A 22,520-nucleotide genomic window follows, 5' to 3' on the forward strand; every position below is an offset into this window, starting at 1 on the left:
GGGTTGCAGCCGGCACCATGCAGGGCCGATGGTAACGCCGGTGGTGCCATCGATGCGCGCTGTCCGTACGGCGCGTTGCCGGCTACGTGGCAGGCTGAAACAACAACGGGCCCGCGAGGGGCCCGTTGTACTGCTACTACATTCAGCGGAGACGCTTAGAAGCGCGCACCGATACCAAAGCCCACGGTCCACGGATCCAGCTTGGCTTCGTCGCCGGTGCCGTTGCCGTTGACGGTCAGCTCCGGGCGCGAATGCATGTAGCGGGCATCGGCACGGGCGAACCAGGTGCTGTTGATGTTCATGTCAACGCCGACAGTGCCGATGGCGCCCTTGGCGGTTTCCAGGCCGATGTGGCCGGCATCGCTGGCCAGCTCCTCGTTGCTGAAGTTCGACTCGTAGTAACCGACGCCCACGAACGGACGGAACACGTTGTCGGCTTGGCCGAAGTGGTACTGCCCGCTCAGCGCGATCGGCTGCTGCTCAACCGTGCCCAGCTTGGCATTGTTGGCACCGCGCACGCGGTGGTCGAACTTGTCGGCTGCGCCCCACAGTTCCACGGCCCAGTTGTCGTTGATGTAATAGCTGAAGCTCAGCGTCGGCGCCGGACCGCCATCGACCTTGTCGATGCCTTCCAGCGGATCGTTCTTTGGCTGCAGCAGCGCAACGCCGCCGACAACGGCGAAATGCTTGCCCGACGCGGTGTCGGTGGCGCTGTCCTGCGCGAAGGCGGCAGGTGCGAAGGCAAGGGCAGTCAGGGTAGCCAGGGTCAGGGTGCGGATGGAGCGCATGGGGGAATCTCCTCAGGTGTTTTTTTTTTCTGGGCCCCCTTTGCAGCGGGGCGAAGCAAACGTAGTCCCCGCAACATGAATCGAATCCGACGCGCGTTAAAATTTAGTTTGTTCTGTTCAGCCAGCAGCGCGGAATCCCTGCGCTGGCGCGCGATCATGCCGTGCGGGACATTCATGCATCTGGAGACACTGTGACGAACCCAAGCCTGTGTATTGGCCTGCCTGCGCAGGTTCGGGCGGATTGCCGCGTGCTTGTGCTGGGTTCGATGCCGGGTGCGGCGTCGCTGCATGCTGCGCAGTACTACGCGCATCCACGCAATCGATTCTGGCCCTTGATGTCCGCACTGACCGGGATCGACGCGCGCCTGCCTTACCTCGACCGGCTGCGGGCGTTGCAATCGGCCGGTGTTGGACTGTGGGACGTGATCGGGGAGTGCGAGCGGCGTGGCAGCCTGGATACCGCCATCCTGCGCGGCAGTGAAGTGCCCAATGCAGTGGTCCAGCTGGTTGACCGGTTGCCCTCGCTGGCGGCAATCGCCTGCAACGGCGGCACTGCACACGCCGCTTTCATGCGTTACATCCAGCCCGTGCTGGGCGAACGTTCGAGGTCACTTGCCGTGTGGTCGCTGCCCTCGACCAGCCCGGCCAATGCGGCATGGCCGCTGCCGCGCCTGCAGGTGGCGTGGCAGCCCGTGGCCGATGTCCTGGCCGGCTGAGCCGGACCACCGCGGGACAATACGGTACCGACTGGAATACCCGCCGCGGCAGTGTCCATCCCTGCTGCAACAGGCTGTCCCGGGACAGTGTCAGTGAAAATTGCCCAAGCTGGTTGGCGCTGACGCCTCATGCCCCCACAATAGGCGATTCCCTACACCAGATTGCCGGAGTTATCCCCATGGCCGAAATCAAGGAAGCACTTGTCCCCGATATCGGTGACTACAGCGATATCCCGGTAATCGAGGTGCTCGTCGCCGTTGGTGACGCCGTCAAGAAGGATCAGGGCCTGGTCACGCTCGAGTCGGACAAGGCGACGATGGAAGTGCCGTCCTCGGTCGCTGGCGTGGTCAAGGAAATCAAGGTCAAGGTTGGCGACAACCTGTCCGAGGGCAAGGTCGTGGCGCTGATCGAAGTCGCCGACGCCGCCGCCGCGCCTGCCCCGGTAGCGGCGCCTGCACCCGCGCCGGCCAAAGCGGCTGCCGCCGCGGCCCCGGCCCCGGCCACCCAGAGCGCGCCCGCTGCTGCACCGGCTGCTGCCGGCGCTGGCCCGGTTGAAGCGCTTGTGCCCGACATCGGCGATTACACCGACATTCCGGTCATCGAAGTACTGGTCGCCGTCGGCGACACGGTCAAGAAGGATCAGGGTCTGGTGACCCTGGAATCGGACAAGGCCACGATGGAAGTGCCCTCGTCGGTTGCCGGCGTGGTCAAGGAAATCAAGGTCAAGGTCGGCGACACCCTCTCACAGGGCAAGGTGGTGGCCATCATCGACGCCGACGGCGCTGCCGCACCGGCCCCGAGCCAGGCCGCCGCCGCGGCCGCCCCGGCCGCTGCCGAAACCGGCACCAAGGTGGAGCCGGTCGCCGTGCCGGCCCAGCCGGACAAGCTGGCCGCGCGCGAAATCGCCAGCGCCCCCTCGGCCGGTGCGCCGAGCAGCCCGCCGGTGCAGTTCAACGCCGACAGCGTGCTGCCGTCCAAGGTGCCGTACGCCACTCCGGCGGTGCGCGTGTTCGCCCGCGAGCTGGGCGTGGACCTCAACCAGCTGACCGGCACCGAAAAGGGCGGCCGCATCACCAAGGCCGACGTGCAGAAGTTCGTCAAGTCGGCGCTCACCGGCGCGGGCGCCCCTGTTGCCGGTGGCACGGCCGCCACCGGTGGTGGGCTCAACCTGCTGCCGTGGCCGAAGGTCGACTTCAGCAAGTTCGGCGAGGTGGAAACCCAGCCGCTGTCGCGCATCAAGAAGATTTCCGGTGCCAACCTGGCGCGCAACTGGGCGATGATCCCGCACGTCACCCAGTTCGAGCAGGCCGACATCACCGATCTGGAAGGCCTGCGCGTGGCGCTGAACAAGGAAAACGAGAAGGCCGGCATCAAGCTGACCATGCTCGCCTTCCTGATCAAGGCCAGCGCTGCGGCGCTCAAGCAGTTCCCGGAATTCAACGCCTCGCTGGATGCGGCCGGTGAGAACCTCACCCTGAAGAAGTACTTCAACATCGGCTTCGCCGCGGATACCCCGAACGGCCTGGTCGTTCCGGTGATCCGCGACGTCGACAAGAAGGGCGTGGTGCAGATCGCGCAGGAAACCGGCGAGCTGGCCAGGAAGGCGCGCGACGGCAAGCTGGGCCCGGCCGACATGAGCGGCGGCTGCTTCTCGATCAGCTCGCTGGGCGGCATCGGTGGCACCGCGTTCACCCCGATCGTCAATGCACCGGAAGTGGCCATCCTGGGCGTGTCCAAGTCCTCGATCCAGCCGGTCTGGAACGGCAAGGAATTCGCTCCGAAGCTGATGCTGCCGTTGTCGCTGAGCTACGACCACCGCGTCATTGACGGTGCGCTGGCCGCGCGCTTCACCACGTACCTGTCGCAGGTGCTGGCCGACATGCGGCGCGTGCTGCTGTGAGGCAGCGCCTGGCGGGCGTTGCGGTGATATTGGCCGCCCTGGTCGTTGCGCCCGGCGCGTCCGCCGCGTGCACGACCGATCTCGGCCGCGGCTGGCCGCCGGCGGTGGGCAACTATGGCCAGGCCGTGGAAACCCTGTTCGACGGCAAGGCACAGCCCGCGCTGGCGCTGACCATCCTGCCCAAGGGCGGGGTGGAAACCGGCGTGGCGCTGCTGCCCGGCAGCCAGGACCAGGCGTGGACCCTGCGCTACAGCCAGGCCGACAAGCGCGTGTACAACTGGAACAACAGTGCGCGCGGGGGTGGCCTGGAGCTGCGCGTGGACCAGGAACCGGACCAGTATCAGGTCGCCATCCCCGCCGCGCTGGCCCAGCGCCTGGTGCGCAGCTGGCAGGCCGCCCTTGAATCGGGCGTGCCGGCCGGGCGCAAGGCGCCGGTGACCGATGGCGAGGTGCTGTCCTTCCAGGTGGCGGGTGAGCGCTACAGCGGGCCCCGCTGGGAGTGCGGCGCCGGCAAGTTGATGATGAAACAGGTGGCGCTGCTGATCGAAGCCAGCGACACCAAGGAAAAGAAGCTCGACCGTCGCTGGCAGGATCTGGACGAGTCGCTCGACGAACTGCAGCAACTGCTCGCCGGCAACGCCGGCTGAGACCCAGGAGAACAACAATGGCCGCTATTGAAATCAAGGTTCCCGACATCGGCGATTACAGCGCGGTGCCGGTGATCGAACTGCTGGTCGCCGTGGGCGATACGGTGAAGAAGGACCAGGGCCTGGTCACGCTGGAATCGGACAAGGCCACCCTGGAAGTGCCGTCTTCGGCGGCCGGCGTGGTCAAGGAAATCAAGGTCAAGCTCGGCGACACGCTGTCCGAGGGCGACGTCGTGGTGGTGCTGGACGCCGAAGGCGCCGCTGCCGCACCGGCCGCACCTGCGGCCGAAGCGCCGAAGGCCGCCGCGCCGGCCAGCAAGCCGCCGGTGACCCCGTCGCACCGCGCCCCGGCCGAACCGGCCGCGCCGCAGCCGGCGCTGTCGTCGGGCAAGCCGGCCGACATCGAATGCCAGATGGTGGTGCTGGGGGCAGGCCCGGGCGGTTACACCGCCGCGTTCCGCTCCGCCGACCTGGGGGTGGATACGGTGCTGATCGAACGCTACGCCAGCCTGGGCGGCGTGTGCCTCAACGTGGGCTGCATTCCGTCCAAGGCGCTGCTGCATGCCGCCGCGGTGATTGATGAAGTCGCCCACGCCGGCGATTTCGGCGTGGAATTCAGCGCCCCGAAGATCACCCTGGACAAGCTGCGCGGCTACAAGGAAAAAGTGGTCACCCAGCTGACCAAGGGCCTGGCTGGCATGGCCAAGCAGCGCAAGGTACGCACGGTGCAGGGCGTGGCCACCTTCGTCTCGGCCAATGAGCTGGAGATCGTCGGCGACGACGGCAAGACCCAGCTGCTGCGCTTCCAGCAGTGCATCATCGCCGCTGGCTCGCAGGCGGTGAAGCTGCCGAACTTCCCGTGGGACGACCCGCGCGTGATGGATTCCACCGACGCGCTGGAGCTGGCCGACATTCCCGGCTCGCTGCTGGTGGTCGGTGGCGGCATCATCGGCCTGGAAATGGCCACCGTGTACGCCGCACTGGGCAGCAAGGTGACCGTGGTGGAGTTCATGGACCAGCTGATGCCCGGAGCCGACAAGGATCTGGTCAAGCCGTTGGCCGACCGCCTGAAGAAGCAGGGCGTCGAGGTCCACCTCAAGACCAAGGCGTCCGGCGTGAACGCGGACAAGAAGGGCATCACCGTGACCTTCGAAGCCGCTGCCGAAGGCGAGAAGCCGGGCCTGGAGCAGGGCAGCTTCGACCGCGTGCTGGTGGCCGTGGGCCGTTCGCCGAACGGTAAGAAGATCGGTGCCGAGAAGGCGGGCGTGGGTGTTACCGAGCGTGGCTTCATTCCGGTGGACCGCCAGATGCGCACCAATGTGCCGCACATCTTTGCCATCGGCGATATCGTCGGCAACCCGATGCTGGCCCACAAGGCCACGCACGAGGGCAAACTGGCGGCCGAAGTGGCTTCGGGCGAGAAGAAGGAATGGGTTGCGCGGGTGATTCCGTCTGTGGCCTACACCAACCCGGAAATCGCCTGGGTCGGCGTGACCGAGACCGAAGCCAAGGCGCAGGGCCTGAAGGTCGGCGTGGCCAAGTTCCCGTGGGCCGCCAGCGGCCGCGCGATCGGCATCGGTCGCACCGAAGGCTTCACCAAGCTGATCTTCGACGAGGACACCCACCGCATCATCGGCGGCGCGATCGTCGGCGTGCATGCGGGCGACCTGCTGGCCGAGATCGGCCTGGCGATCGAGATGGGCGCCGAAGCCGAAGACATCGGCCACACCATCCACGCCCACCCGACGCTGAGCGAATCGGTGGCGATGGCCGCGGAAATCTACGACGGCACGATCACCGATCTGTATATCCCGAAAAAGAAATAAAAGAAGCCCGGCGAAAGCCGGGCTTTTTTTATTCCGGTAGCTCACGACCGTTGGTCGTGAGACCGATTCCAACAAAAAACCCGGCGAAAGCCGGGTTTTCTGTGCGGTAACACACCAACCAACGGTTGGATCAGAACGAAACGCTGATGCCGGCCACGGGGCCCTTGAACTCCTGCTTCAGGCCGATGGTGCCATCGCTGCCACTCTGGTCGACGTCCAGGCGGAACCAGTCGTAGCCGGCAAACATGCCGAAATTGTCGGTGAACTTGTAATCGACGATCACGTTGGCACGGGTCAGGTCGCCGTCGTAGTCATCGAAGTTGCCCCAGTCGGTGTTCAGGTACTGGCCCTGCGCGGTGATCATCCACTTCTCGGACGGAGTGATGGTGAAGCGCGCACCCACCACCGGCGCCACACCGTCGGCCTTCTCATCCAGGAACTGGCCCTGGTACACGGTGCCCAGGTCGGCATAGGCCTTGGTGCTCACCTTGGCGTATTCCGCACCCAGCTGCAGGCCGAGGTCGAACTTTTCGGTATCCACCACCGAGTAGTCGTACACCAGGCTGGCCACCTGGTACTTGAGCTCGCCCTTGACGAAGCTGCCGGCCGGCACGGTTTCACCACCGAAGCTGATCCCGTCATTGAGGGTCTCGCGGCGATCCTTGTCGTACTTGAAGTAGTTGAAGATCAGACGCTGGCGGTCGCTGATGCGGAACAGGCCGTCAATGCGCGGTTCCCATTCCTTGCCACCCAGGCCGAAGTCCTCGGAGAAGCCCACATCCTGGCCCAGCACCGTGGTGTTGCCACGGATGGTGTTGTCCGAATCAATATTCATGGCGCCCAGGCGGAGCGCGAAGCGGTCGTCGCCCTCCGCGGCGCTGGCGGACGTGGCGTGGGTGAGGGCGGCCATGGCCAGCGGCAGGGCGAGCAGGGGAAGCAGACGCATCGTGGGTGTCCTTGCAGTGATTCGATGGAATGGAATCACTCTGCCCGAGCATCGCGTCCACCATTCGTGAACGTATGGTGGACGGCATGTGTACCGTTCATGCGGAGGCTGGCCGGACAGTGCGCTTGATCACGTTACGGCGCCAACGATGGCGTGGCCGGAAAGAGGGCGGCCCCGGAGAGAGCTCGGGGCCGCCCGGTACCGGCCTGCATCAGGGGCGTCGACGAGGATCGAATGGCAGGCCCAACCCTATGACCGGCCCTCACGACCAAAGTTCAATATGGTGCGACGCGACATGAATTGGGGCCCCCATTGGCGGGATCGGCCCCGGCTGCGGGCCAAAATCTGTGGCGATGCAGCAACTTGCGGCGTCCGGGATGAACAGGCGCAGGTTGTCTCGCAAATTGTCCCGTTGCTATAATTTGGCGGCTCGACGGGGCATAGGCAGTTGCAGCCCCGGTCACTCCTCCCACAACCATGCAGGACATACGTGTGCTGAACTCCGTTGACGCGGGTCGGCGACTGATGCTGCGCGCAGCGGTGTACCCGCTGGCCGCAGTGGCTGTCCTGGCCCTGGCCTTTCTGCTGCTGGCAGGTCCCAAGTACGCGCTCGGCGCGCTGGCCTCGGGCGTGGCGGTATCGGCAGGCGGCTGGGTGGCGGCGCGGATGGCGCTGGGGGGCGGAGTGCAGGCGGCAGGTTCAGCGATGTCGCGGCTGATCCTGGCGGTGGTGGCAAAGTGGGCACTCGTATTCGGTGTCCTGGCGGTGGGTTTCGTGGTCTTCAAGCTGCCTGCACTGGCGCTGCTGGCCGGAATCGCCGTCGGACTGATGTTCCAGGTCCTGGCTCTGGCCAGGCGCTGATCCAATTTATTTAACTCAAGGTTCCGGACACATGGCAGGCGAGGCGCTTACACCCACCTCCTACATCCAACATCACCTGCACAACCTGACGTTCCACATGCAGGAAGGTGGTTTCTGGGCAATTCACGTCGACACCATTGTGACCTCGGTCCTGATGGGGTTGTTGATGGTGTTTGGCTTCTGGATGGCCACCCGCAAGGCCACGGCCGGAGTGCCGGGCAAGTGGCAGGCGTTCGTGGAGATCTGCCTGGAATTCGTTGACCGCCAGGCCAAGGACACCTACCACGGCACCAGCAAGCTGGTGACCCCGATCGCGATCACGATCTTCTTCTGGATCCTCCTGATGAATCTCATCAAGATGATCCCGGCCGACTTCATCGCGCTGCCGCTGGAAGCGCTGGGTATCCCTTACTGGAAGCCGGTTCCGACCGCCGACGTCAATGCCACCCTGGGCATGTCGATCAGCGTGTTCTTCCTGATGCTGTTCTTCGCGCTGCGTGCCAAGGGCCTGGGTGGTTTCACCAAGGAATTCCTGACCGCGCCGTTCGGCAAGTGGATGATGCCGTTCAACCTGATCCTCAACATCGTCGAGTGGCTGAGCAAGCCGATCTCGCTGGCGATGCGACTGTTCGGCAACATGTTCGGCGGCGAAATCGTGTTCCTGCTGATCTGGGTGCTGGGCAGTGCCGGCATCATGGGCGCCATCGCAGGCGGTGCCTTCGGCCTTGGCTGGATGCTGTTCCACCTGCTGGTGATTCCGCTGCAGGCATTCATTTTCATGATGCTGTCGATCGTGTACCTGAGCCTGTCGGAAGACGCTCACTGAGTTTCCGCTTCACCCTTCATCCGTTTCATTACCCTTAGCTACTTAAGTTTCCGGAGATAACCCATGTACTTTGCCGTCCTGACCAACCTCGCCCAAGTCCAGAGCTCCACCGTCCTCGCCGTCGGCATCATGATCGGCCTGGCCGCGCTGGGTGCCGGTCTCGGTCTGGCCATCATGGCCGGTAAGTTCCTGGAATCGGCTGCCCGCCAGCCGGAACTGATCCCGGTGCTGCAGGTCCGCATGTTCATCACCGCCGGCCTGATCGACGCCGCGTTCATCATCTCGGTCGCCGTCGGCCTGCTGCTGGCCTTCGCCAACCCGACCATCGCTGAGTTCGTTGCGCGTCTGCCGGCTGCTGGCTGATCCAGCGAAAGCGAAACGATCAGGCGCCTTGAGCGCCTGATCGCGGATGAAGGAACGGATGCGCCGCTCCTGCGGCGCTTCCACCCCATCACCCCAGATTGAGCGAACCCCATGGAAATCGGTTTTACCCTCGTTGCCCAGGCACTGGCGTTCGCCGGTCTGATCTGGATCATCGCGACCAAGATCTGGCCGCCGCTGATGAACGCCATCGAAGAGCGCCAGCAGAAGATCGCTGAAGGGCTCGCTGCTGCCGATCGCAGCCAGAAGGATCTGGCGCAGGCACAGGAAAAGGTCAACGAAGCACTGAAGGATGCGCGCACCAAGGCCAACGAGATCATCGACCAGGCCCATGCCCGCGCCAACCAGATCGTTGATGCTGCCAAGAATGAAGCCATCGTCGAAGCGAACCGCCAGAAAGAACTGGCCCACGCCGAGATCGAACTGGCCGCCAACCGTGCCCGCGAAGATCTGCGCAAGCAGGTGTCCGTGCTGGCCGTGACCGGTGCCGAAAAGCTGCTCAAGCGCGAAATCGACGCCAACGCCCACAAGGCGCTGCTCGACGAGCTGGCCTCGGAGATCTGATCGATGAGCCAGGCCCTCACGCTTGCACGCCCGTATGCCCGCGCCGCGTTCGCGACCGCGCGCGACGAAGGCACGTTCGCGCCGTGGTCGGACGCGCTTGCGTTTTCCGCCCACGTAGCCGCCGATCCGCGCGTGTCGGCCCTGCTGTCGAACCCGGAGCTGGGCCGTGACGATGCCGTCGCGTTGCTGGCGCCGGAAAAGGCAGGCGAGTCGTTCGGTCGCTTCCTGGCCATCCTGGCCGAAGCGCACCGGCTTCCCTTGCTGCCGGAAATCGCAGGTATGTACGACCAGCTCCGTGCTGAAGCCGAACACGTGGTGAAAGCCACGGTGACCTCGGCCGCCGAGCTGTCCACCGCTGAGCTGGACGCCATCAAGGCCGCGCTGCGCAAGCGCTTCGGCCAAGAGGTCGACGTCACCACCGCCATCGATGCGTCGCTGATCGGCGGCGCGGTGATCGACGCTGGCGACGTGGTGATCGATGGCTCGCTCAAAGGCAAGCTGTCGCGCCTGCAGACCGCGCTCGCTAACTGAATTCATTTAACGTCCGGCGTGATCGCCGGCACTAGGACTTGACGATGGCAACCACGCTCAACCCCTCCGAAATCAGCGAACTGATCAAGAACCGCATCGAGAAGGTCAAGCTGGCCGCGGAATCGCGCAACGAAGGCACCGTGACCAGCGTGTCCGACGGCATCGTGCGCATCTTCGGCCTGGCCGACGTGATGCAGGGCGAAATGATCGAACTGCCGAACAACACCTTCGCCCTGGCCCTGAACCTGGAGCGCGACTCGGTCGGCGCCGTGGTCCTGGGTGGCTATGAGCACCTGCGCGAAGGCGACGTGGCCAAGACCACCGGCCGCATCCTGGAAGTGCCGGTCGGTCCGGAACTGCTGGGTCGCGTGGTCAACGCCCTCGGCGAGCCGATCGACGGCAAGGGCCCGATCGCTGCGCAGGCCACCGCGCCGGTAGAGCGCGTTGCCCCGGGCGTGATCTGGCGCAAGTCCGTCGACCAGCCGGTGCAGACCGGCTACAAGTCCGTCGACTCCATGATCCCGATCGGCCGCGGCCAGCGCGAGCTGGTCATCGGTGACCGCCAGACCGGCAAGACCGCCCTGGCCATCGATGCGGTGATCAACCAGAAGGACACCGGCATCAAGTGCGTGTACGTCGCGATCGGCCAGAAGGCGTCGACCGTGGCCAACATCGTGCGCAAGCTGGAAGAAAACGGCGCCCTGGCCCACACCGTGGTCGTGGCCGCCACCGCATCCGAATCGGCTGCCATGCAGTACATCAGCGCCTATTCGGGCTGCACCATGGGTGAGTACTTCATGGACCGCGGCCAGGACGCCCTGATCGTGTACGACGACCTGTCCAAGCAGGCCGTGGCCTACCGCCAGATCTCGCTGCTGCTGAAGCGCCCGCCGGGCCGTGAAGCCTACCCCGGTGACGTGTTCTACCTGCACTCGCGTCTGCTCGAGCGCGCAGCCCGCGTTTCGGAAGAGTACGTGGAGAAGTTCACCAACGGTGCCGTCAAGGGCCAGACCGGTTCGCTCACCGCGCTGCCGATCATCGAAACCCAGGCCGGCGACGTGTCCGCGTTCGTGCCGACCAACGTGATCTCGATCACCGACGGCCAGATCTTCCTGGAAACCGACCTGTTCAACTCGGGCATCCGCCCGGCCGTGAACGCCGGTATTTCGGTGTCGCGCGTCGGTGGTGCGGCCCAGACCAAGATCATCAAGAAGCTGTCGGGCGGCATCCGCATCTCGCTGGCCCAGTACCGCGAGCTGGCTGCGTTCGCGCAGTTCGCCTCGGACCTTGACGAAGCCACCCGCAAGCAGCTTGAGCGCGGCCAGCGCGTCACCGAGCTGATGAAGCAGAAGCAGTACGCCCCGATGTCGATCGCCAACCAGGCGCTGTCGATCTACGCCGTCAACGAGGGTTACCTCGACGACGTGCCGGTCAACAAGCTGCTGGCCTTCGAAGAAGGCCTGCATGCCCACTTCGCCAACACCCAGGGCGAACTGGTCGGCAAGGTCAACGCCACCGGCGGTTGGGACAACGACATCGAAGCGGCCTTCAAGAAGGGCATCTCCGAGTTCAAGACCACCGGCAGCTGGTAAGCCGCTTCGTGGGGTGGGGAGTGTTTCCCCGCTGCGCAAACGACAAAGCGGGGCATGGCCCCGCTCTACGGGAATAAGAGATGGCAAGCGGACGCGAAATCAAAACCAAGATCAAAAGCGTGCAGAACACCCGCAAGGTGACCCGTGCGCTTGAAATGGTCTCGGCCTCCAAAATCCGCAAGGCGCAGGAGCGGATGAAGACGTCGCGTCCGTATGCGCAGGCGATGAAGCAGGTGATCGGCCACCTGGCCCAGGCCAGCACCGATTACCAGCATCCGTTCCTGGTCCAGCGCGAGCAGGTGAAGCGCGTGGGCTACATCGTGGTCTCTTCCGACCGCGGCCTGGCCGGTGGCCTGAACAACAACCTGTTCCGCAAGATGCTCGGCGACGTGCGCGAGTGGCAGGACAAGGGCGCCGAGATCGATCTGGTGACCATCGGCCAGAAGGCCTCCACCTTCTTCCGCCGCGTCAAGGTCAACATGGTCGGCAGTGTCACCCACATGGGCGACGTGCCGCACCTGGAACAGCTGATCGGTGTCATCAAGGTCATGCTCGATGCCTTCTCCGAAGGCAAGGTCGACCGTGTGTACCTGGTCTACAACCGCTTCATCAACACGATGACGCAGAAGGCCAGCTTCGACCAGTTGCTGCCGTTGCCGGCGGCCGAGAAGCAGGTTGCACACCACGACTGGGATTACCTGTACGAACCCGACGCCGCGACCGTGCTCGAGCACGTGATGACGCGTTACGTCGAATCGCTGGTGTACCAGGCAGTGCTGGAAAACGTCGCGTCCGAGCATGCAGCCCGCATGGTCGCGATGAAGTCGGCCAGTGACAACGCCAACAAGCTGATCGGAACCCTGCAGCTGGTCTACAACAAGGCCCGCCAGGCAGCGATCACCCAGGAAATTTCGGAAATCGTCGGCGGCGCGGCAGCAGTCTGACGCGCGCAGTCAAAGCATTTAAATTAGAGGATGCAGCAATGAGTCAGGGCAAGATCGTTCAGATCATCGGCGCCGTCGTCGACGTGGAATTCCCCCGCGAGTCGGTGCCGAAGGTGTACCACGCGCTGAAGGTGGACAACACCGACATCACGCTGGAAGTGCAGCAGCAGCTCGGTGACGGCGTGGTCCGTTGCATCGCGCTGGGCTCCACCGACGGCCTGAAGCGCAACCTGGTGGCCACCAACACCGAACGCGCCATCTCGGTGCCGGTCGGTGCAGGCACCCTGGGCCGCATCATGGACGTGCTGGGCCGTCCGATCGACGAAGCCGGTCCGGTGACCGCCAGCGACAGCTGGGAAATCCACCGTGAAGCGCCGTCGTACGAAGACCAGTCCCCGGCCACCGAGCTGCTGGAAACCGGCATCAAGGTCATCGACCTGATGTGCCCGTTCGCCAAGGGCGGCAAGGTCGGCCTGTTCGGCGGCGCCGGCGTCGGCAAGACCGTCAACATGATGGAGCTGATCAACAACATCGCCAAGGCGCACAGCGGCCTGTCCGTGTTCGCCGGCGTGGGCGAGCGTACCCGTGAGGGCAACGACTTCTACCACGAGATGAAGGACTCCAACGTCCTGGACAAGGTCGCGATGGTGTACGGCCAGATGAACGAGCCGCCGGGCAACCGCCTGCGCGTCGCGCTGACCGGCCTGACCATGGCCGAGTACTTCCGCGACGAGAAGGACGAAAACGGCAAGGGCAAGGACGTGCTGCTGTTCGTCGACAACATCTACCGCTACACCCTGGCCGGTACCGAAGTGTCGGCACTGCTGGGCCGCATGCCATCGGCCGTGGGTTACCAGCCGACCCTGGCAGAGGAAATGGGCGTTCTGCAGGAGCGCATCACCTCGACCAAGAACGGCTCGATCACCTCGATCCAGGCCGTCTACGTGCCGGCCGATGACTTGACCGACCCGTCCCCGGCGACCACCTTCGCCCACCTGGATTCGACCGTGACCCTGTCGCGTTCGATCGCCTCGCTGGGTATCTACCCGGCGGTGGATCCGCTGGATTCGACCAGCCGCCAGATGGACCCGCTGGTCATCGGCCACGAACACTACGACACCGCCCAGCGCGTCCAGCAGACCCTGCAGAAGTACAAGGAACTGAAGGACATCATCGCCATCCTGGGCATGGACGAGCTGTCCGAAGAAGACAAGCAGGCCGTGTCGCGCGCCCGTAAGATCGAGCGCTTCTTCAGCCAGCCGTTCCACGTGGCCGAAGTGTTCACCGGCTCGCCGGGCAAGTACGTCTCGCTGAAGGACACCATCCGTGGCTTCAAGGCCATCGTCGATGGCGAGTACGACCACCTGCCGGAACAGGCGTTCTACATGGTCGGCAGCATTGAAGAAGCGGTCGAGAAGGCCAAGAAGATGGCTGAGAAGGCCTGATCATGAGCACCATCCGTTGCGACATCGTCAGCGCCGAGCAGGAAATCTTCCGTGGTGAAGCGACTCTGGTCGTGGCTACGGGTGAGCTTGGCGAACTGGGCATCGCGCCCAAGCACGCCCCGCTGATCACCAAGCTCAAGCCGGGCAAGGTGGTGGTCACCCTGAGCACGGGTGAGCAGCTGGACTTCGCCATCTCCGGCGGCATCCTCGAGGTGCAGCCGCAGGTCGTGACCGTGCTGGCCGACACCGCGATCCGCGCACAGGACATCGACGAGTCCTCGGTCCGCAAGGCCAAGGAAGAAGCCGAGCGCATCCTGGCCAACCGCGGCGAAGCGATGGAAGTGGCCGAAGCCCAGCAGAAGCTGGCCGAAGCCGTGGTCCAGCTGCAGGCGCTGGAGCGCCTGCGCAAGACCCTCAAGCACTGAGTTCCAGCGCTTACCGCTGCATCGACAACGCCGGCTTCCGCCGGCGTTGTTGTTTCCGGCGCCCCGGAAAGCGGCACGTTGACGGCCGGCGTTCTAGAATCGCAGCCGTCACCTTTGATCAGCTTCCCTCACATGACCCAAGCCCTGCACGTCATCATCCTCGCCGCCGGCGCTGGCAAGCGCATGAAGTCCGACCTGCCGAAGGTCCTGCAGCCGATTGCCGGCCGCCCGATGCTGGCGCACGTGATCGATACCGCGCGCCAGCTGCGCCCCGACGCCATCCATGTGGTGTACGGCCACGGTGGTGAAGCGGTGCGCGCGGCGTTCGCCGACCAGCCTGACCTGCAGTGGGCCGAGCAGAGCCAGCAGCTGGGCACCGGCCACGCCGTGCAGCAGGCCATGCCGCAGGTGCCCGATGCTGCCACGGTGCTGGTGCTGTACGGCGACGTGCCGTTGATCCGGGTTGATACCCTGCAGCACCTGCTGTCGCAGCCGGGTCGGCTGGCGGTGCTGGTGGCCGACATGGTCAACCCGACCGGCTACGGACGGATCGTGCGCAATGCTGAAGGCAAGGTCGGCGCCATCGTAGAGCAGAAGGATGCCAGCGAAGAACAGCTGGCCATCCGCACCATCAACACCGGCATCATCACCGCCGAATCCACGGCGTTGCGTACCTGGCTGTCGCAGCTGTCCAACAGCAACGCGCAGGGCGAGTACTACCTGACCGACGTGTTCGCTTCCGCAGCGCGCGACTACACCCCGGCCGACATGGCCTTCGTCGTCGATGCCCAGGAGGCGGAAGGTGCCAACGATCCCTGGCAGCTGTCGCAGCTGGAGCGTGCCTGGCAGCTGCGCGAAGTGCGTGCGCTGTGCGGCCAGGGGGCGCGCGTGATCGATCCGGCGCGCGTGGATATCCGTGGCACGGTCACGGTGGGGCGCGACGTGCAGATCGACGTCAACGTGATCCTGGAAGGCACCGTGGTGCTGGGCGACGGGGTGAGCATCGGCCCGTTCACCCGGCTCAAGGATGTCACGCTGGCCGCCGGTACCGTGGTCAAGCCGCATTGCGACCTGGACGGTGTGGTCAGCGAGGGCGCGGCCGAGATCGGCCCGTTCGCGCGGCTGCGTCCGGGCACCGTGCTGGCCGAGGGGGCGCATGTAGGCAACTTCGTGGAGACCAAGAAAGTGCACCTCGGTGCCGGCAGCAAGGCCAACCACCTCACCTACCTGGGTGATGCGGTGATCGGCAGCAAGGTCAACATCGGCGCCGGCACCATCACCTGCAACTACGACGGCGTGAACAAGTCGCAGACCACCATCGGTGACAACGCCTTCATCGGCTCCAACAGCTCGCTGGTGGCCCCGGTGACGATCGGACAGGGCGCGACGATCGCGGCGGGTTCGGTGATCACCCGCAATGCGCCGGAAGGTGAGTTGACCGTCGCGCGCGCGCGCCAGCAGACGATTGAAGGCTGGCATCGCCCCACCAAACGTTGACGCGTGACGACCAACGGTCGTCACCTACCGCTGGCAGCTACGCCGCAACCGGCAGGTACCCACCGTTGGCGGGTAGACCGCACCGGGTAGGTGCCCACCGTTGGTGGGTAGACCGCACCGGGTAGGTGCCCACCGTTGGTGGGTACGCTTCACCCAGGCAGGAAAATCGCCACGCACAACCCGCCCTCGCGGCGGTTCTGCAACGATATGCGGCCACCGTGGGCTTCGACGATTTCGCGGGTAAGCGCCAGGCCCAGCCCGGTGCCATTGCGCTTGGTGGAATAGAACGGCATCAGCGCGTTCTGCAGCACCGCTTCGTTCATGCCCTTGCCACGATCCAGCACTTCAAGCCGCAGCCACTGCGGCAGGCGGGTCAGGCGCAGCTCCACGTCATCGTTGGGTGGCTCGGCTTCGTTGCATGCCTCATGTGCGTTCTTGAGCAGGTTCAACAGCGCCTGGCCGAGCTGGGCGATGTCGACGCGGCCCTCCAGGTCATCAGGAATATCAGCCATGCGGAATGGAATCTGCAGCTGCAGGCCGGCCAGAAACTGTTTCCACTGCACGTTCTGCAGCTGCGGCTGCGGCAGCTTGGCAAAGCGCGCGTAGCCGCGGATGAAACCCTCCAGGTGCCGCGAACGGTCCTCGATGGTGGCGAACACCTCTTCCAGGCGGTCGATCTTGCCGCGCCGGACCAGCTCGCCGCCCGAATGCGCCAGAGACGCAATGGGGGCCAGCGAGTTGTTGAGTTCGTGGCTGATCACCCGGATCACCTTCTTCCAGGTCTGCACTTCCTGTCGCCGCAGCTCGGCGGTGAGCAGGCGGATCAGCAGCAGGTCGTGCGGGCGCCCGTTGAGATGGAAGCTGCGCCGCGACAGGTGGTAGACCTGCTCGTCATCGTCGTCGGCCTCATCATCCACGTCGCCGGCGCCGCTTACCGCGAACAGGCTGTCGCCGCCGCGCTCGATGGCGTCGCGCAGTTCCACCGGCATGGTTTCGAGCACGTTCTGCATGGCCTGGCCTTCCAGTTTCCAGCCGTTGTGCAGCAGCTTGCGTGCGGCCAGATTGGAGAACACCACACGCTGCACGCCGTCACCACCGTTGGCCAGCAGCAGCATCGAGACCGGCGTGTTCTGCACCATGGTGTCCAGCAGCAGCTCGCGCTGCACCAGCCCCTGGCGTTGTTCGCGCAGCACATCGCCCAGCTCGCGGTGTGCCTGGACCAGGTCGCCCAGCTCATCATTGCCCGGCCAGTACACGCTGAAGTTGTATTCGCCATCGCGGTAGCTGCTGGTGGTGCCCGACAGCGCCCGCAGCAGCGAGCGTACCGGCGCGGTCGCGCGACGCAGTGTCCACCACATGAGTACCAGCAGCGCCACGCTCGACACCAGCGCGACCAGCCAGCCCCGGTCCATCCAGTAGGCCAGCAGCCACGGCCCGGCCGCAGCCAGCGCCAGCACCGGCAGCAGGCGCAGGAACAGGCGGAAGGTGAACGAGGTGCGCTTCATTCGCGCGGAATGCCGTAGCGGTCCATGCGGCGGTACAGGGCCTGCCGACTCAGGCCGAGTTCGGCTGCGGCCTGGGCAATGATGCCGTGGCTGTGCGACAGCGCCGATTCGATCCGGCTGCGGTCCGGATCGGCGGTAGGGGCAGCCGCACGGGGCGCGGCAGCGCGTGGCAGGTTCAGGTCTGCCACTTCAATGCGCGGCCCCTGCGCTAGCAGGCCGGCGCGCTGGATCACGTTGCGCAGCTCGCGCACGTTGCCCGGCCACGCATGGCGCTGCAACGCGCTGGCGGCGGCATTGGACAGTGGCTTGCCATCGCCCAGGAAGCGTTCGGCCAGCGGCAGGATGTCGCCCGGGCGCTCGGCCAGCGGTGGCAATGCAAGTTCCACCGTGTTGAGGCGGTAGTACAGGTCTTCGCGGAACTCGCCGTCGCGGATCATCGCCGGCAGGTCGGCGTTGGTCGCGCTGATCACGCGTACCTTGACCTGACGCTCGCGGTTGGAGCCCAGCCGCTCGAATCGCCCGGTTTCCAGCACGCGCAGCAGTTTCATCTGGCCGCCCAGCGACAGGTTGCCGATCTCGTCGAGGAACAACGTGCCCCCATCAGCGGCCTCGAACTTGCCTTCGCGCGCTTTGTTGGCGCCGGTGTAGGCCCCGGCCTCGGTACCAAACAGTTCGGCTTCGATCAGTTCGGAGGGAATGGCGCCGCAATTGAGCGCCACGAATGGACCCTTGGCGACCAGCGAATTGGCCTGGATGATCTCGGCGATCTTCTCCTTGCCTGCGCCGTTGGGCCCGGTGATCAGTACGGGCAGCTCCGAGCGCGCGACCTGGCAGGCCAGGTTCACCACGCGCTCGCTGGCCGGGTCGGCCACCACCGCGCCGCGCAGGTCGTAGCGCGCTTCCAATGCGTTGCGGTCACGCTGCTCACGCGCACGGCGGCGGTCGAGTTCACGGCGGGTCTCAGACAGCTCCAGCAGGTTGTTGACCGTGGTCAGCAGCTTGCGGTCGTCCCACGGCTTGGCCAGGTAGTCGGCCGCGCCGGCCTTGACCAGGTCCACCGCACTGCTCAGGTGGGTCCAGGCGGTGAGCAGGATCACCGGCAGATCGGGGTGGCGCCCGCGGATCTGCTGGAACAGCGCCTCGCCTTCTTCACCGGAGGTGGTGTCCTCGGTGAAATTCATGTCCTGGATGACCAGGTCCACCGGTTGCTGCTCCAGCAGCGCCAGGCCTTCGTCCGGCGACAGCGCGTGCATGGCGTCGATGTCGTGGACCGAGAACAGGACCTCCAGCGCGGTAGCCACGCTGGCGTTGTCGTCAATGATCAGGATCGAAGGCATGCGGCAACGAAAGACCGGAAAGTAGGCAGAGAGTACCCGAGCGCCGGGCCCCCCGGCAGGGTGGGGCCCGGAAACCGCTTACGGACGGTCCGGCGGCGAAGGCGGCGCCGGAGGCCGCGGTGGCGGTGGCGGCTGCACCGCGCGCCATGCCGCCGTCGGCACGCTGATCACCTGGTCGCGACCGGCGCGGCGCACCGTGACCGGCACGCTGGGTTTGTCACTGGCAGACAGCGCGTCGGTCAGCTCCCCCACCTTGTGTACGGGAACCCCGTCCACGCGCAGCACCTGGTCGCCGGCCTGAACGCCGAAGCGGCCGGTCGGCGTGGCGGCGGTGATGCTGACCGTGCCCTGTGCGGAAGCGATGCCCAGCCGGGCACCATCCTGGCGCCAGTCCATGCGGGAGGATTCGGTGCGGGTGCCTTCGGCGCAGGCCGTGCTGCTGAGCAGCAGCAGGGCAGCAAGCGCGATGCGGATCGAGGAAGTTGTCATGTCATGCGCTCCGGGTGGCAACGGCTGGCGGCACGGCTGCAGCGCGGTGGGCGGGGCCGAACACCGCCACCTGGCCAAGCAGCCACAGCAATGCCGCGCCGATGGGCAGGTAGGTGATCGGCATGCGCGGCAGCTCGTAGGCGCCCATCAGCCACAGGTTGATCGAATACGCCAGCAGCATGCCCAGCACGATACCCACGGTGGCCAGCAGGAAGTTCTCGGTCTGGAAGTAGCGCAGGATCTGCCCACGGGTGGCGCCCAGCGCACGGCGGATGCCGATCTGCTTGGTCCGCTGCTGCACCCAGAAGCTGGCCAGGCCGACGATGCCCAGCGCGGTGACCACCAGCAGCGCAACGCACACGGTGATCAGCAGGCCGACCATGGCGCGGTCGTTCTGGAAGTATTTCTCGCGCTGTTCGGTGTAGGTGAGCTTGGCGCGCACCATGCGGCTGGTGTCCACCTTCTCCAGCGCGGCCACGGCGGCGGTGAGCACTTCCTGGCGGCGCGCCGCATCGGTCACCCGGATCAGGTACGTGCCCACATCGTAGTTGACCCGCACCGGCAGGATCATCGAATAGCCGGTGTCCGACTCCACCGTCACCGGGCGCGCCAGTTCCTTCACAACGCCTACGATGCGCAGCGGCATGCGCCCGCTGTAGATGGTCTTGCCGACCGCCTGCCCATCGGGGAACAGCTTGTTGGCGGCCTTGCTGCTCAGGATCACCGCAGAGCCGCGCTGCTCGATGGTGGTGTCCTTCTCGACGTCTTCCAGGTTGGCGAACTCGTCGCCTTCGAAGTCGCGGCCGGCCACCAGCTGCAGGCCCATCGTATCCAGCGTACCTTCCATCGAGAAGTACTGCGCGGCGTTGAAGTTGGGGCGCTCCTGATCGGGGATCAGCGACAGGCTGGTATTCCAGGAGTTGCGCCGGAACGGCAGCTGGTTGATCGCCACTGCGTTCTTGACCCCGGGAATGGAACGTAGCGCGGCCAGGTCCTCACGGGTACGCGCCGTGGCGTTGACCTGGGTGCCGATGCCGCCCAGGCGCACTTCAAGCAGTTCCTGCTCGGCAATGCCGCTGGGCTGGTTGATCTTCTCAAGGCGCTGGCCGATCAGGAACAGCGCGTTGCAGACGATCGCGCAGGTCAGCGCGATCTCCAGCACGATCAGTGCGGCGGCGGTCTTGTGCCGGCGCAACGTGCTCAGGATGGGTCGGATATCCATGGTGTGCTCCGGTTCCTTACTGCGATTTGAGTTGGATGGCGGGCGCGACCTGCATGGCGCGCAGCGCCGGCAGGAAACCGGCCAGCAGGCTGGCGGCCAGGGTCAGGCCGAAGGTGAGCAGCAGCATCCTGCCGTCCAGCGTGGCCAGCTTGGCGTAGTCCACCGGCTGCTGGCGCACCGCGTACAGCCCCAGCAGGGCCAGACCCAGGCCCAGCACGCCACCAGCCAGGCCGACGGTGCCGGCTTCGACCAGCGACTGCAGGAAGATCTGGCCACGGCTGGCGCCCAGTGCGCGGCGCACGCCGATCTCGCCACTGCGGCGCAGGAACTTGGCCAGCAGCAGGCCCACCGTATTGATCAGGCACACCGCCAGGAAACCCAGGGCCAGCCACAGCTGCAGGCGCACGTCGCTTGGCACCACCTGCTTGTAGTCCAGCCACTCCATCACGTTGCGCAGGCGGACGTTGGACGGGCGCTGGAAGCGACCTGCGGCTTTCTGCTGCGCCGAGTAGTTCTCCAGGTAGGCGCGGTAATCGCCGGCGTCGGCCGGCGAGGCCAGCTCCACCCAGTACTGCATCCACACGCACGGCGCGTTCAGTGCGGTTTCTTCGCCGTTGGCGTTGTCCCAGCAGTTCATGTTGCCGTTGCGGCCGAAGTTCAGGTCCAGCGCGGTGAACACCGGCACGAAGATGTCTTCGCTGTCGCCGTAGCGGCCGGTTTCCAGGTCGTAGAAGTGCGGGTTGGGATTCCATTCGTCCAGCACGCCCACGATGTTGAAGGTGTGCCCATCCATGCGCAGTGGCTTGCCCACGCTGTTCTGGCCATTGAACAGTTTCTCGTTCAGCGCCTTGGAGATCACCGCCACGCGGCCACGGCCTTCGTCCTGGTCGGCTTTCCAGCCCTGGCCGTACTTGAACGGTGCATCGAACATGGTGAAGAAATCGGTGGAGGTGTAACGCGCATCGGTGGTGAACGGGCGCAGCGTGCTGTTGTCCGGTTCCAGGGTGACGCCACCGCCGGTCATCAGTACCTGGTGCTTGGCCTTCTTCTCGCGCAGCAGGGTTTCGCCGTCGAAGCGGGTGACCTGTTCTTCGGGTTCCTCGCTGGGCTGGTAGCCGATCATCGGGCGCGGATCGACCTGCACGTTGAACAGGCGGTCGCTCTTCTGCGGAATCGGATCACCCGACAGCACATGGAACACGGTCAGGGTGGTCATGGAGGCGCCGATGCCCAGCGCGATGGCGATCACCATCAGCGCGGTCAGCACCTTGTTGCGCCGGAAGCTGCGCAGGGCCAGTCGGAAATAGTAGGCGAGCATGGTGGCGGGCCTCAGTCGTTGAGCGTGGCGACGGCAACGCGCGGGGTGGCCAGCACCGGTTCGCGCACCAGGTCGGTGGCCTGGCCATCGACGATGTGCACGTTGCGCTGGGCACGCGCGGCCAGTTCCGGGTCATGGGTGACCATGACGATGGTGGTGCCGGCGGCGTTGATCTCTTCCAGCAGTTCCATCACCCCACGGGCCATCTGGCTGTCCAGGTTGCCGGTCGGTTCGTCGGCCAGCAGCAGGCGAGGGCTGCCGGCCAGGGCGCGGGCGATGGCCGCGCGCTGCTGCTGGCCGCCCGACAGTTCGGAGGGGTAATGCTTCATGCGCGAGCCCAGGCCCACCTGGCCCAGCGCACGTTCGATGCGCTGCCTGCGCTCGCTGGCCGGCATGCCGCGGTAACGCAGCGGCACGTCGACGTTGTCGAACAGGTTGAGGTCGGAGATCAGGTTGAAGCCCTGGAAGATGAAACCGATCTTCTGGTTGCGCAGGCGGCTGCGGGCGTCGTCGCCCAGTTTGCTCACGTCCTGCCCATCGAGCATGTAGGTGCCGCTGGTGAAGGTTTCCAGCAGGCCGGCAATATTGAGGAAGGTGGTCTTGCCCGAACCGGACGGGCCGGTCACCGCGACGAACTCACCCTCGCGCACGTGCAGGTCCAGCGAACGCAGGGCATGGGTTTCCACCTGTTCGGTGCGGAATACTTTGGCGACCGAGCGCATCTCGAGCATGGCTGTTTCCTTGGTTGGAGAGGTGAGG

Annotated in this window: 22 protein-coding genes; 14 read left to right on the plus strand and 8 right to left on the minus strand. The window is 65.4% G+C overall.

The window, feature by feature from the left end:
* Positions 1 to 155: 155 nt before the first annotated feature.
* The gene (locus tag ACTJI4_RS02175) at positions 156 to 788 is read right to left on the minus strand and encodes an OmpW/AlkL family protein (protein WP_392918533.1); all 633 of its coding nucleotides are present in this window, start codon (positions 786 to 788) and stop codon (positions 156 to 158) included.
* Between the two features lie 191 nt (positions 789 to 979).
* Between ACTJI4_RS02175 and ACTJI4_RS02180 the strand changes: the two genes are divergently transcribed.
* The 4 genes from ACTJI4_RS02180 (at position 980) to lpdA (ending at position 5,878) form a co-directional block, all read left to right on the plus strand.
* Entirely contained in the window at positions 980 to 1,504 is a 525-nt protein-coding gene (locus ACTJI4_RS02180) for a DNA-deoxyinosine glycosylase (RefSeq protein WP_440868389.1), read from the plus strand.
* A gap of 179 nt (positions 1,505 to 1,683) precedes the next feature.
* Positions 1,684 to 3,405: a dihydrolipoyllysine-residue acetyltransferase gene (gene aceF / locus ACTJI4_RS02185; protein WP_440868390.1), complete on the plus strand. Its 1,722-nt coding sequence runs from the start codon at positions 1,684 to 1,686 to the stop codon at positions 3,403 to 3,405.
* Between the two features lie 23 nt (positions 3,406 to 3,428).
* A complete protein-coding gene (locus tag ACTJI4_RS02190) occupies positions 3,429 to 4,052 on the plus strand; it encodes a hypothetical protein (RefSeq protein WP_440868391.1) in 624 nt (207 codons plus the stop codon).
* A 17-nt stretch (positions 4,053 to 4,069) separates the two neighbouring features.
* Positions 4,070 to 5,878 (plus strand): dihydrolipoyl dehydrogenase, encoded by a 1,809-nt coding sequence (gene lpdA, locus ACTJI4_RS02195; protein ID WP_440868392.1) that lies wholly within the window; start codon positions 4,070 to 4,072, stop codon positions 5,876 to 5,878.
* Between the two features lie 130 nt (positions 5,879 to 6,008).
* On the opposite strand, the gene ACTJI4_RS02200 is transcribed toward lpdA, so the two are convergent.
* Positions 6,009 to 6,824: a hypothetical protein gene (locus ACTJI4_RS02200; RefSeq protein WP_392918516.1), complete on the minus strand. Its 816-nt coding sequence runs from the start codon at positions 6,822 to 6,824 to the stop codon at positions 6,009 to 6,011.
* Between the two features lie 492 nt (positions 6,825 to 7,316).
* On the opposite strand from ACTJI4_RS02200, the gene ACTJI4_RS02205 reads away from it, so the two are divergent.
* The 10 genes from ACTJI4_RS02205 to glmU all read left to right on the plus strand — a co-directional run bounded on the left by ACTJI4_RS02205 (position 7,317) and on the right by glmU (position 15,890).
* Positions 7,317 to 7,685: a hypothetical protein gene (locus ACTJI4_RS02205; RefSeq protein ID WP_171966783.1), complete on the plus strand. Its 369-nt coding sequence runs from the start codon at positions 7,317 to 7,319 to the stop codon at positions 7,683 to 7,685.
* Positions 7,686 to 7,716: 31 nt separating this feature from the next.
* Positions 7,717 to 8,511: a F0F1 ATP synthase subunit A gene (gene atpB, locus ACTJI4_RS02210; protein ID WP_068854103.1), complete on the plus strand. Its 795-nt coding sequence runs from the start codon at positions 7,717 to 7,719 to the stop codon at positions 8,509 to 8,511.
* Positions 8,512 to 8,574: 63 nt separating this feature from the next.
* Positions 8,575 to 8,874: a F0F1 ATP synthase subunit C gene (gene atpE, locus ACTJI4_RS02215; RefSeq protein WP_145479115.1), complete on the plus strand. Its 300-nt coding sequence runs from the start codon at positions 8,575 to 8,577 to the stop codon at positions 8,872 to 8,874.
* 111 nt (positions 8,875 to 8,985) lie between these two features.
* Positions 8,986 to 9,456 (plus strand): F0F1 ATP synthase subunit B, encoded by a 471-nt coding sequence (locus tag ACTJI4_RS02220; RefSeq protein WP_068854101.1) that lies wholly within the window; start codon positions 8,986 to 8,988, stop codon positions 9,454 to 9,456.
* Between the two features lie 3 nt (positions 9,457 to 9,459).
* On the plus strand, positions 9,460 to 9,987 hold the full coding sequence (locus ACTJI4_RS02225; protein ID WP_392918510.1) for a F0F1 ATP synthase subunit delta: 528 nt from the start codon (positions 9,460 to 9,462) through the stop codon (positions 9,985 to 9,987).
* A 44-nt stretch (positions 9,988 to 10,031) separates the two neighbouring features.
* Positions 10,032 to 11,579: a F0F1 ATP synthase subunit alpha gene (atpA, locus tag ACTJI4_RS02230; protein ID WP_068854099.1), complete on the plus strand. Its 1,548-nt coding sequence runs from the start codon at positions 10,032 to 10,034 to the stop codon at positions 11,577 to 11,579.
* Between the two features lie 80 nt (positions 11,580 to 11,659).
* Complete coding sequence (gene atpG / locus ACTJI4_RS02235; protein ID WP_392918507.1) at positions 11,660 to 12,523, plus strand: F0F1 ATP synthase subunit gamma; 864 nt, start codon at positions 11,660 to 11,662, stop codon at positions 12,521 to 12,523.
* A gap of 38 nt (positions 12,524 to 12,561) precedes the next feature.
* Positions 12,562 to 13,968, plus strand: coding sequence for a F0F1 ATP synthase subunit beta (atpD, locus tag ACTJI4_RS02240; RefSeq protein WP_392918504.1), 1,407 nt, complete (start codon positions 12,562 to 12,564; stop codon positions 13,966 to 13,968).
* Positions 13,969 to 13,970: 2 nt separating this feature from the next.
* Positions 13,971 to 14,393, plus strand: coding sequence for a F0F1 ATP synthase subunit epsilon (locus ACTJI4_RS02245; RefSeq protein WP_392918501.1), 423 nt, complete (start codon positions 13,971 to 13,973; stop codon positions 14,391 to 14,393).
* Between the two features lie 132 nt (positions 14,394 to 14,525).
* A complete protein-coding gene (gene glmU / locus ACTJI4_RS02250; protein WP_392918499.1) occupies positions 14,526 to 15,890 on the plus strand; it encodes a bifunctional UDP-N-acetylglucosamine diphosphorylase/glucosamine-1-phosphate N-acetyltransferase GlmU in 1,365 nt (454 codons plus the stop codon).
* 149 nt (positions 15,891 to 16,039) lie between these two features.
* Here glmU and ACTJI4_RS02255 read toward each other — a convergent pair whose 3' ends face one another.
* The 6 genes from ACTJI4_RS02255 to ACTJI4_RS02280 form a co-directional block, all read right to left on the minus strand.
* Positions 16,040 to 17,395 carry a sensor histidine kinase gene (locus ACTJI4_RS02255; RefSeq protein WP_392918496.1) on the minus strand — a complete coding sequence of 452 codons (1,356 nt, stop codon included), beginning with the start codon at positions 17,393 to 17,395 and terminating at the stop codon, positions 16,040 to 16,042.
* A complete protein-coding gene (locus ACTJI4_RS02260; RefSeq protein ID WP_440868393.1) occupies positions 17,392 to 18,732 on the minus strand; it encodes a sigma-54-dependent transcriptional regulator in 1,341 nt (446 codons plus the stop codon). The genes ACTJI4_RS02255 and ACTJI4_RS02260 overlap by 4 nt, the downstream gene beginning before the upstream one ends.
* Before the next feature lie 78 nt (positions 18,733 to 18,810).
* Complete coding sequence (locus ACTJI4_RS02265) at positions 18,811 to 19,221, minus strand: PDZ domain-containing protein (RefSeq protein WP_440868394.1); 411 nt, start codon at positions 19,219 to 19,221, stop codon at positions 18,811 to 18,813.
* Position 19,222: 1 nt separating this feature from the next.
* Positions 19,223 to 20,443 (minus strand): ABC transporter permease, encoded by a 1,221-nt coding sequence (locus ACTJI4_RS02270; RefSeq protein WP_392918488.1) that lies wholly within the window; start codon positions 20,441 to 20,443, stop codon positions 19,223 to 19,225.
* A 16-nt stretch (positions 20,444 to 20,459) separates the two neighbouring features.
* On the minus strand, positions 20,460 to 21,761 hold the full coding sequence (locus ACTJI4_RS02275) for an ABC transporter permease (protein WP_440868395.1): 1,302 nt from the start codon (positions 21,759 to 21,761) through the stop codon (positions 20,460 to 20,462).
* Between the two features lie 11 nt (positions 21,762 to 21,772).
* Positions 21,773 to 22,492: an ABC transporter ATP-binding protein gene (locus ACTJI4_RS02280; protein WP_392918482.1), complete on the minus strand. Its 720-nt coding sequence runs from the start codon at positions 22,490 to 22,492 to the stop codon at positions 21,773 to 21,775.
* Positions 22,493 to 22,520 lie beyond the last annotated feature (28 nt).

Origin of the sequence: Stenotrophomonas sp. 22385 (assembly GCF_052045085.1) — a bacterium.
Taxonomy (GTDB): Bacteria; Pseudomonadota; Gammaproteobacteria; order Xanthomonadales; family Xanthomonadaceae; genus Stenotrophomonas.

Coding starts and splice junctions, on each gene's coding strand:
- ACTJI4_RS02175 (WP_392918533.1), bottom strand. CDS start 788: ATGCGCTCCATCCGCACCCTGACCCTGGCTACCCTGACTGCCCTTGCC.
- lpdA (WP_440868392.1), top strand. CDS start 4,070: ATGGCCGCTATTGAAATCAAGGTTCCCGACATCGGCGATTACAGCGCG.
- ACTJI4_RS02280 (WP_392918482.1), bottom strand. CDS start 22,492: ATGCTCGAGATGCGCTCGGTCGCCAAAGTATTCCGCACCGAACAGGTG.
- ACTJI4_RS02200 (WP_392918516.1), bottom strand. CDS start 6,824: ATGCGTCTGCTTCCCCTGCTCGCCCTGCCGCTGGCCATGGCCGCCCTC.
- atpD (WP_392918504.1), top strand. CDS start 12,562: ATGAGTCAGGGCAAGATCGTTCAGATCATCGGCGCCGTCGTCGACGTG.
- ACTJI4_RS02265 (WP_440868394.1), bottom strand. CDS start 19,221: ATGACAACTTCCTCGATCCGCATCGCGCTTGCTGCCCTGCTGCTGCTC.
- ACTJI4_RS02275 (WP_440868395.1), bottom strand. CDS start 21,761: ATGCTCGCCTACTATTTCCGACTGGCCCTGCGCAGCTTCCGGCGCAAC.
- atpB (WP_068854103.1), top strand. CDS start 7,717: ATGGCAGGCGAGGCGCTTACACCCACCTCCTACATCCAACATCACCTG.
- ACTJI4_RS02255 (WP_392918496.1), bottom strand. CDS start 17,395: ATGAAGCGCACCTCGTTCACCTTCCGCCTGTTCCTGCGCCTGCTGCCG.
- glmU (WP_392918499.1), top strand. CDS start 14,526: ATGACCCAAGCCCTGCACGTCATCATCCTCGCCGCCGGCGCTGGCAAG.
- ACTJI4_RS02225 (WP_392918510.1), top strand. CDS start 9,460: ATGAGCCAGGCCCTCACGCTTGCACGCCCGTATGCCCGCGCCGCGTTC.
- ACTJI4_RS02245 (WP_392918501.1), top strand. CDS start 13,971: ATGAGCACCATCCGTTGCGACATCGTCAGCGCCGAGCAGGAAATCTTC.
- ACTJI4_RS02260 (WP_440868393.1), bottom strand. CDS start 18,732: ATGCCTTCGATCCTGATCATTGACGACAACGCCAGCGTGGCTACCGCG.
- aceF (WP_440868390.1), top strand. CDS start 1,684: ATGGCCGAAATCAAGGAAGCACTTGTCCCCGATATCGGTGACTACAGC.
- atpE (WP_145479115.1), top strand. CDS start 8,575: ATGTACTTTGCCGTCCTGACCAACCTCGCCCAAGTCCAGAGCTCCACC.
- atpG (WP_392918507.1), top strand. CDS start 11,660: ATGGCAAGCGGACGCGAAATCAAAACCAAGATCAAAAGCGTGCAGAAC.
- atpA (WP_068854099.1), top strand. CDS start 10,032: ATGGCAACCACGCTCAACCCCTCCGAAATCAGCGAACTGATCAAGAAC.
- ACTJI4_RS02270 (WP_392918488.1), bottom strand. CDS start 20,443: ATGGATATCCGACCCATCCTGAGCACGTTGCGCCGGCACAAGACCGCC.
- ACTJI4_RS02220 (WP_068854101.1), top strand. CDS start 8,986: ATGGAAATCGGTTTTACCCTCGTTGCCCAGGCACTGGCGTTCGCCGGT.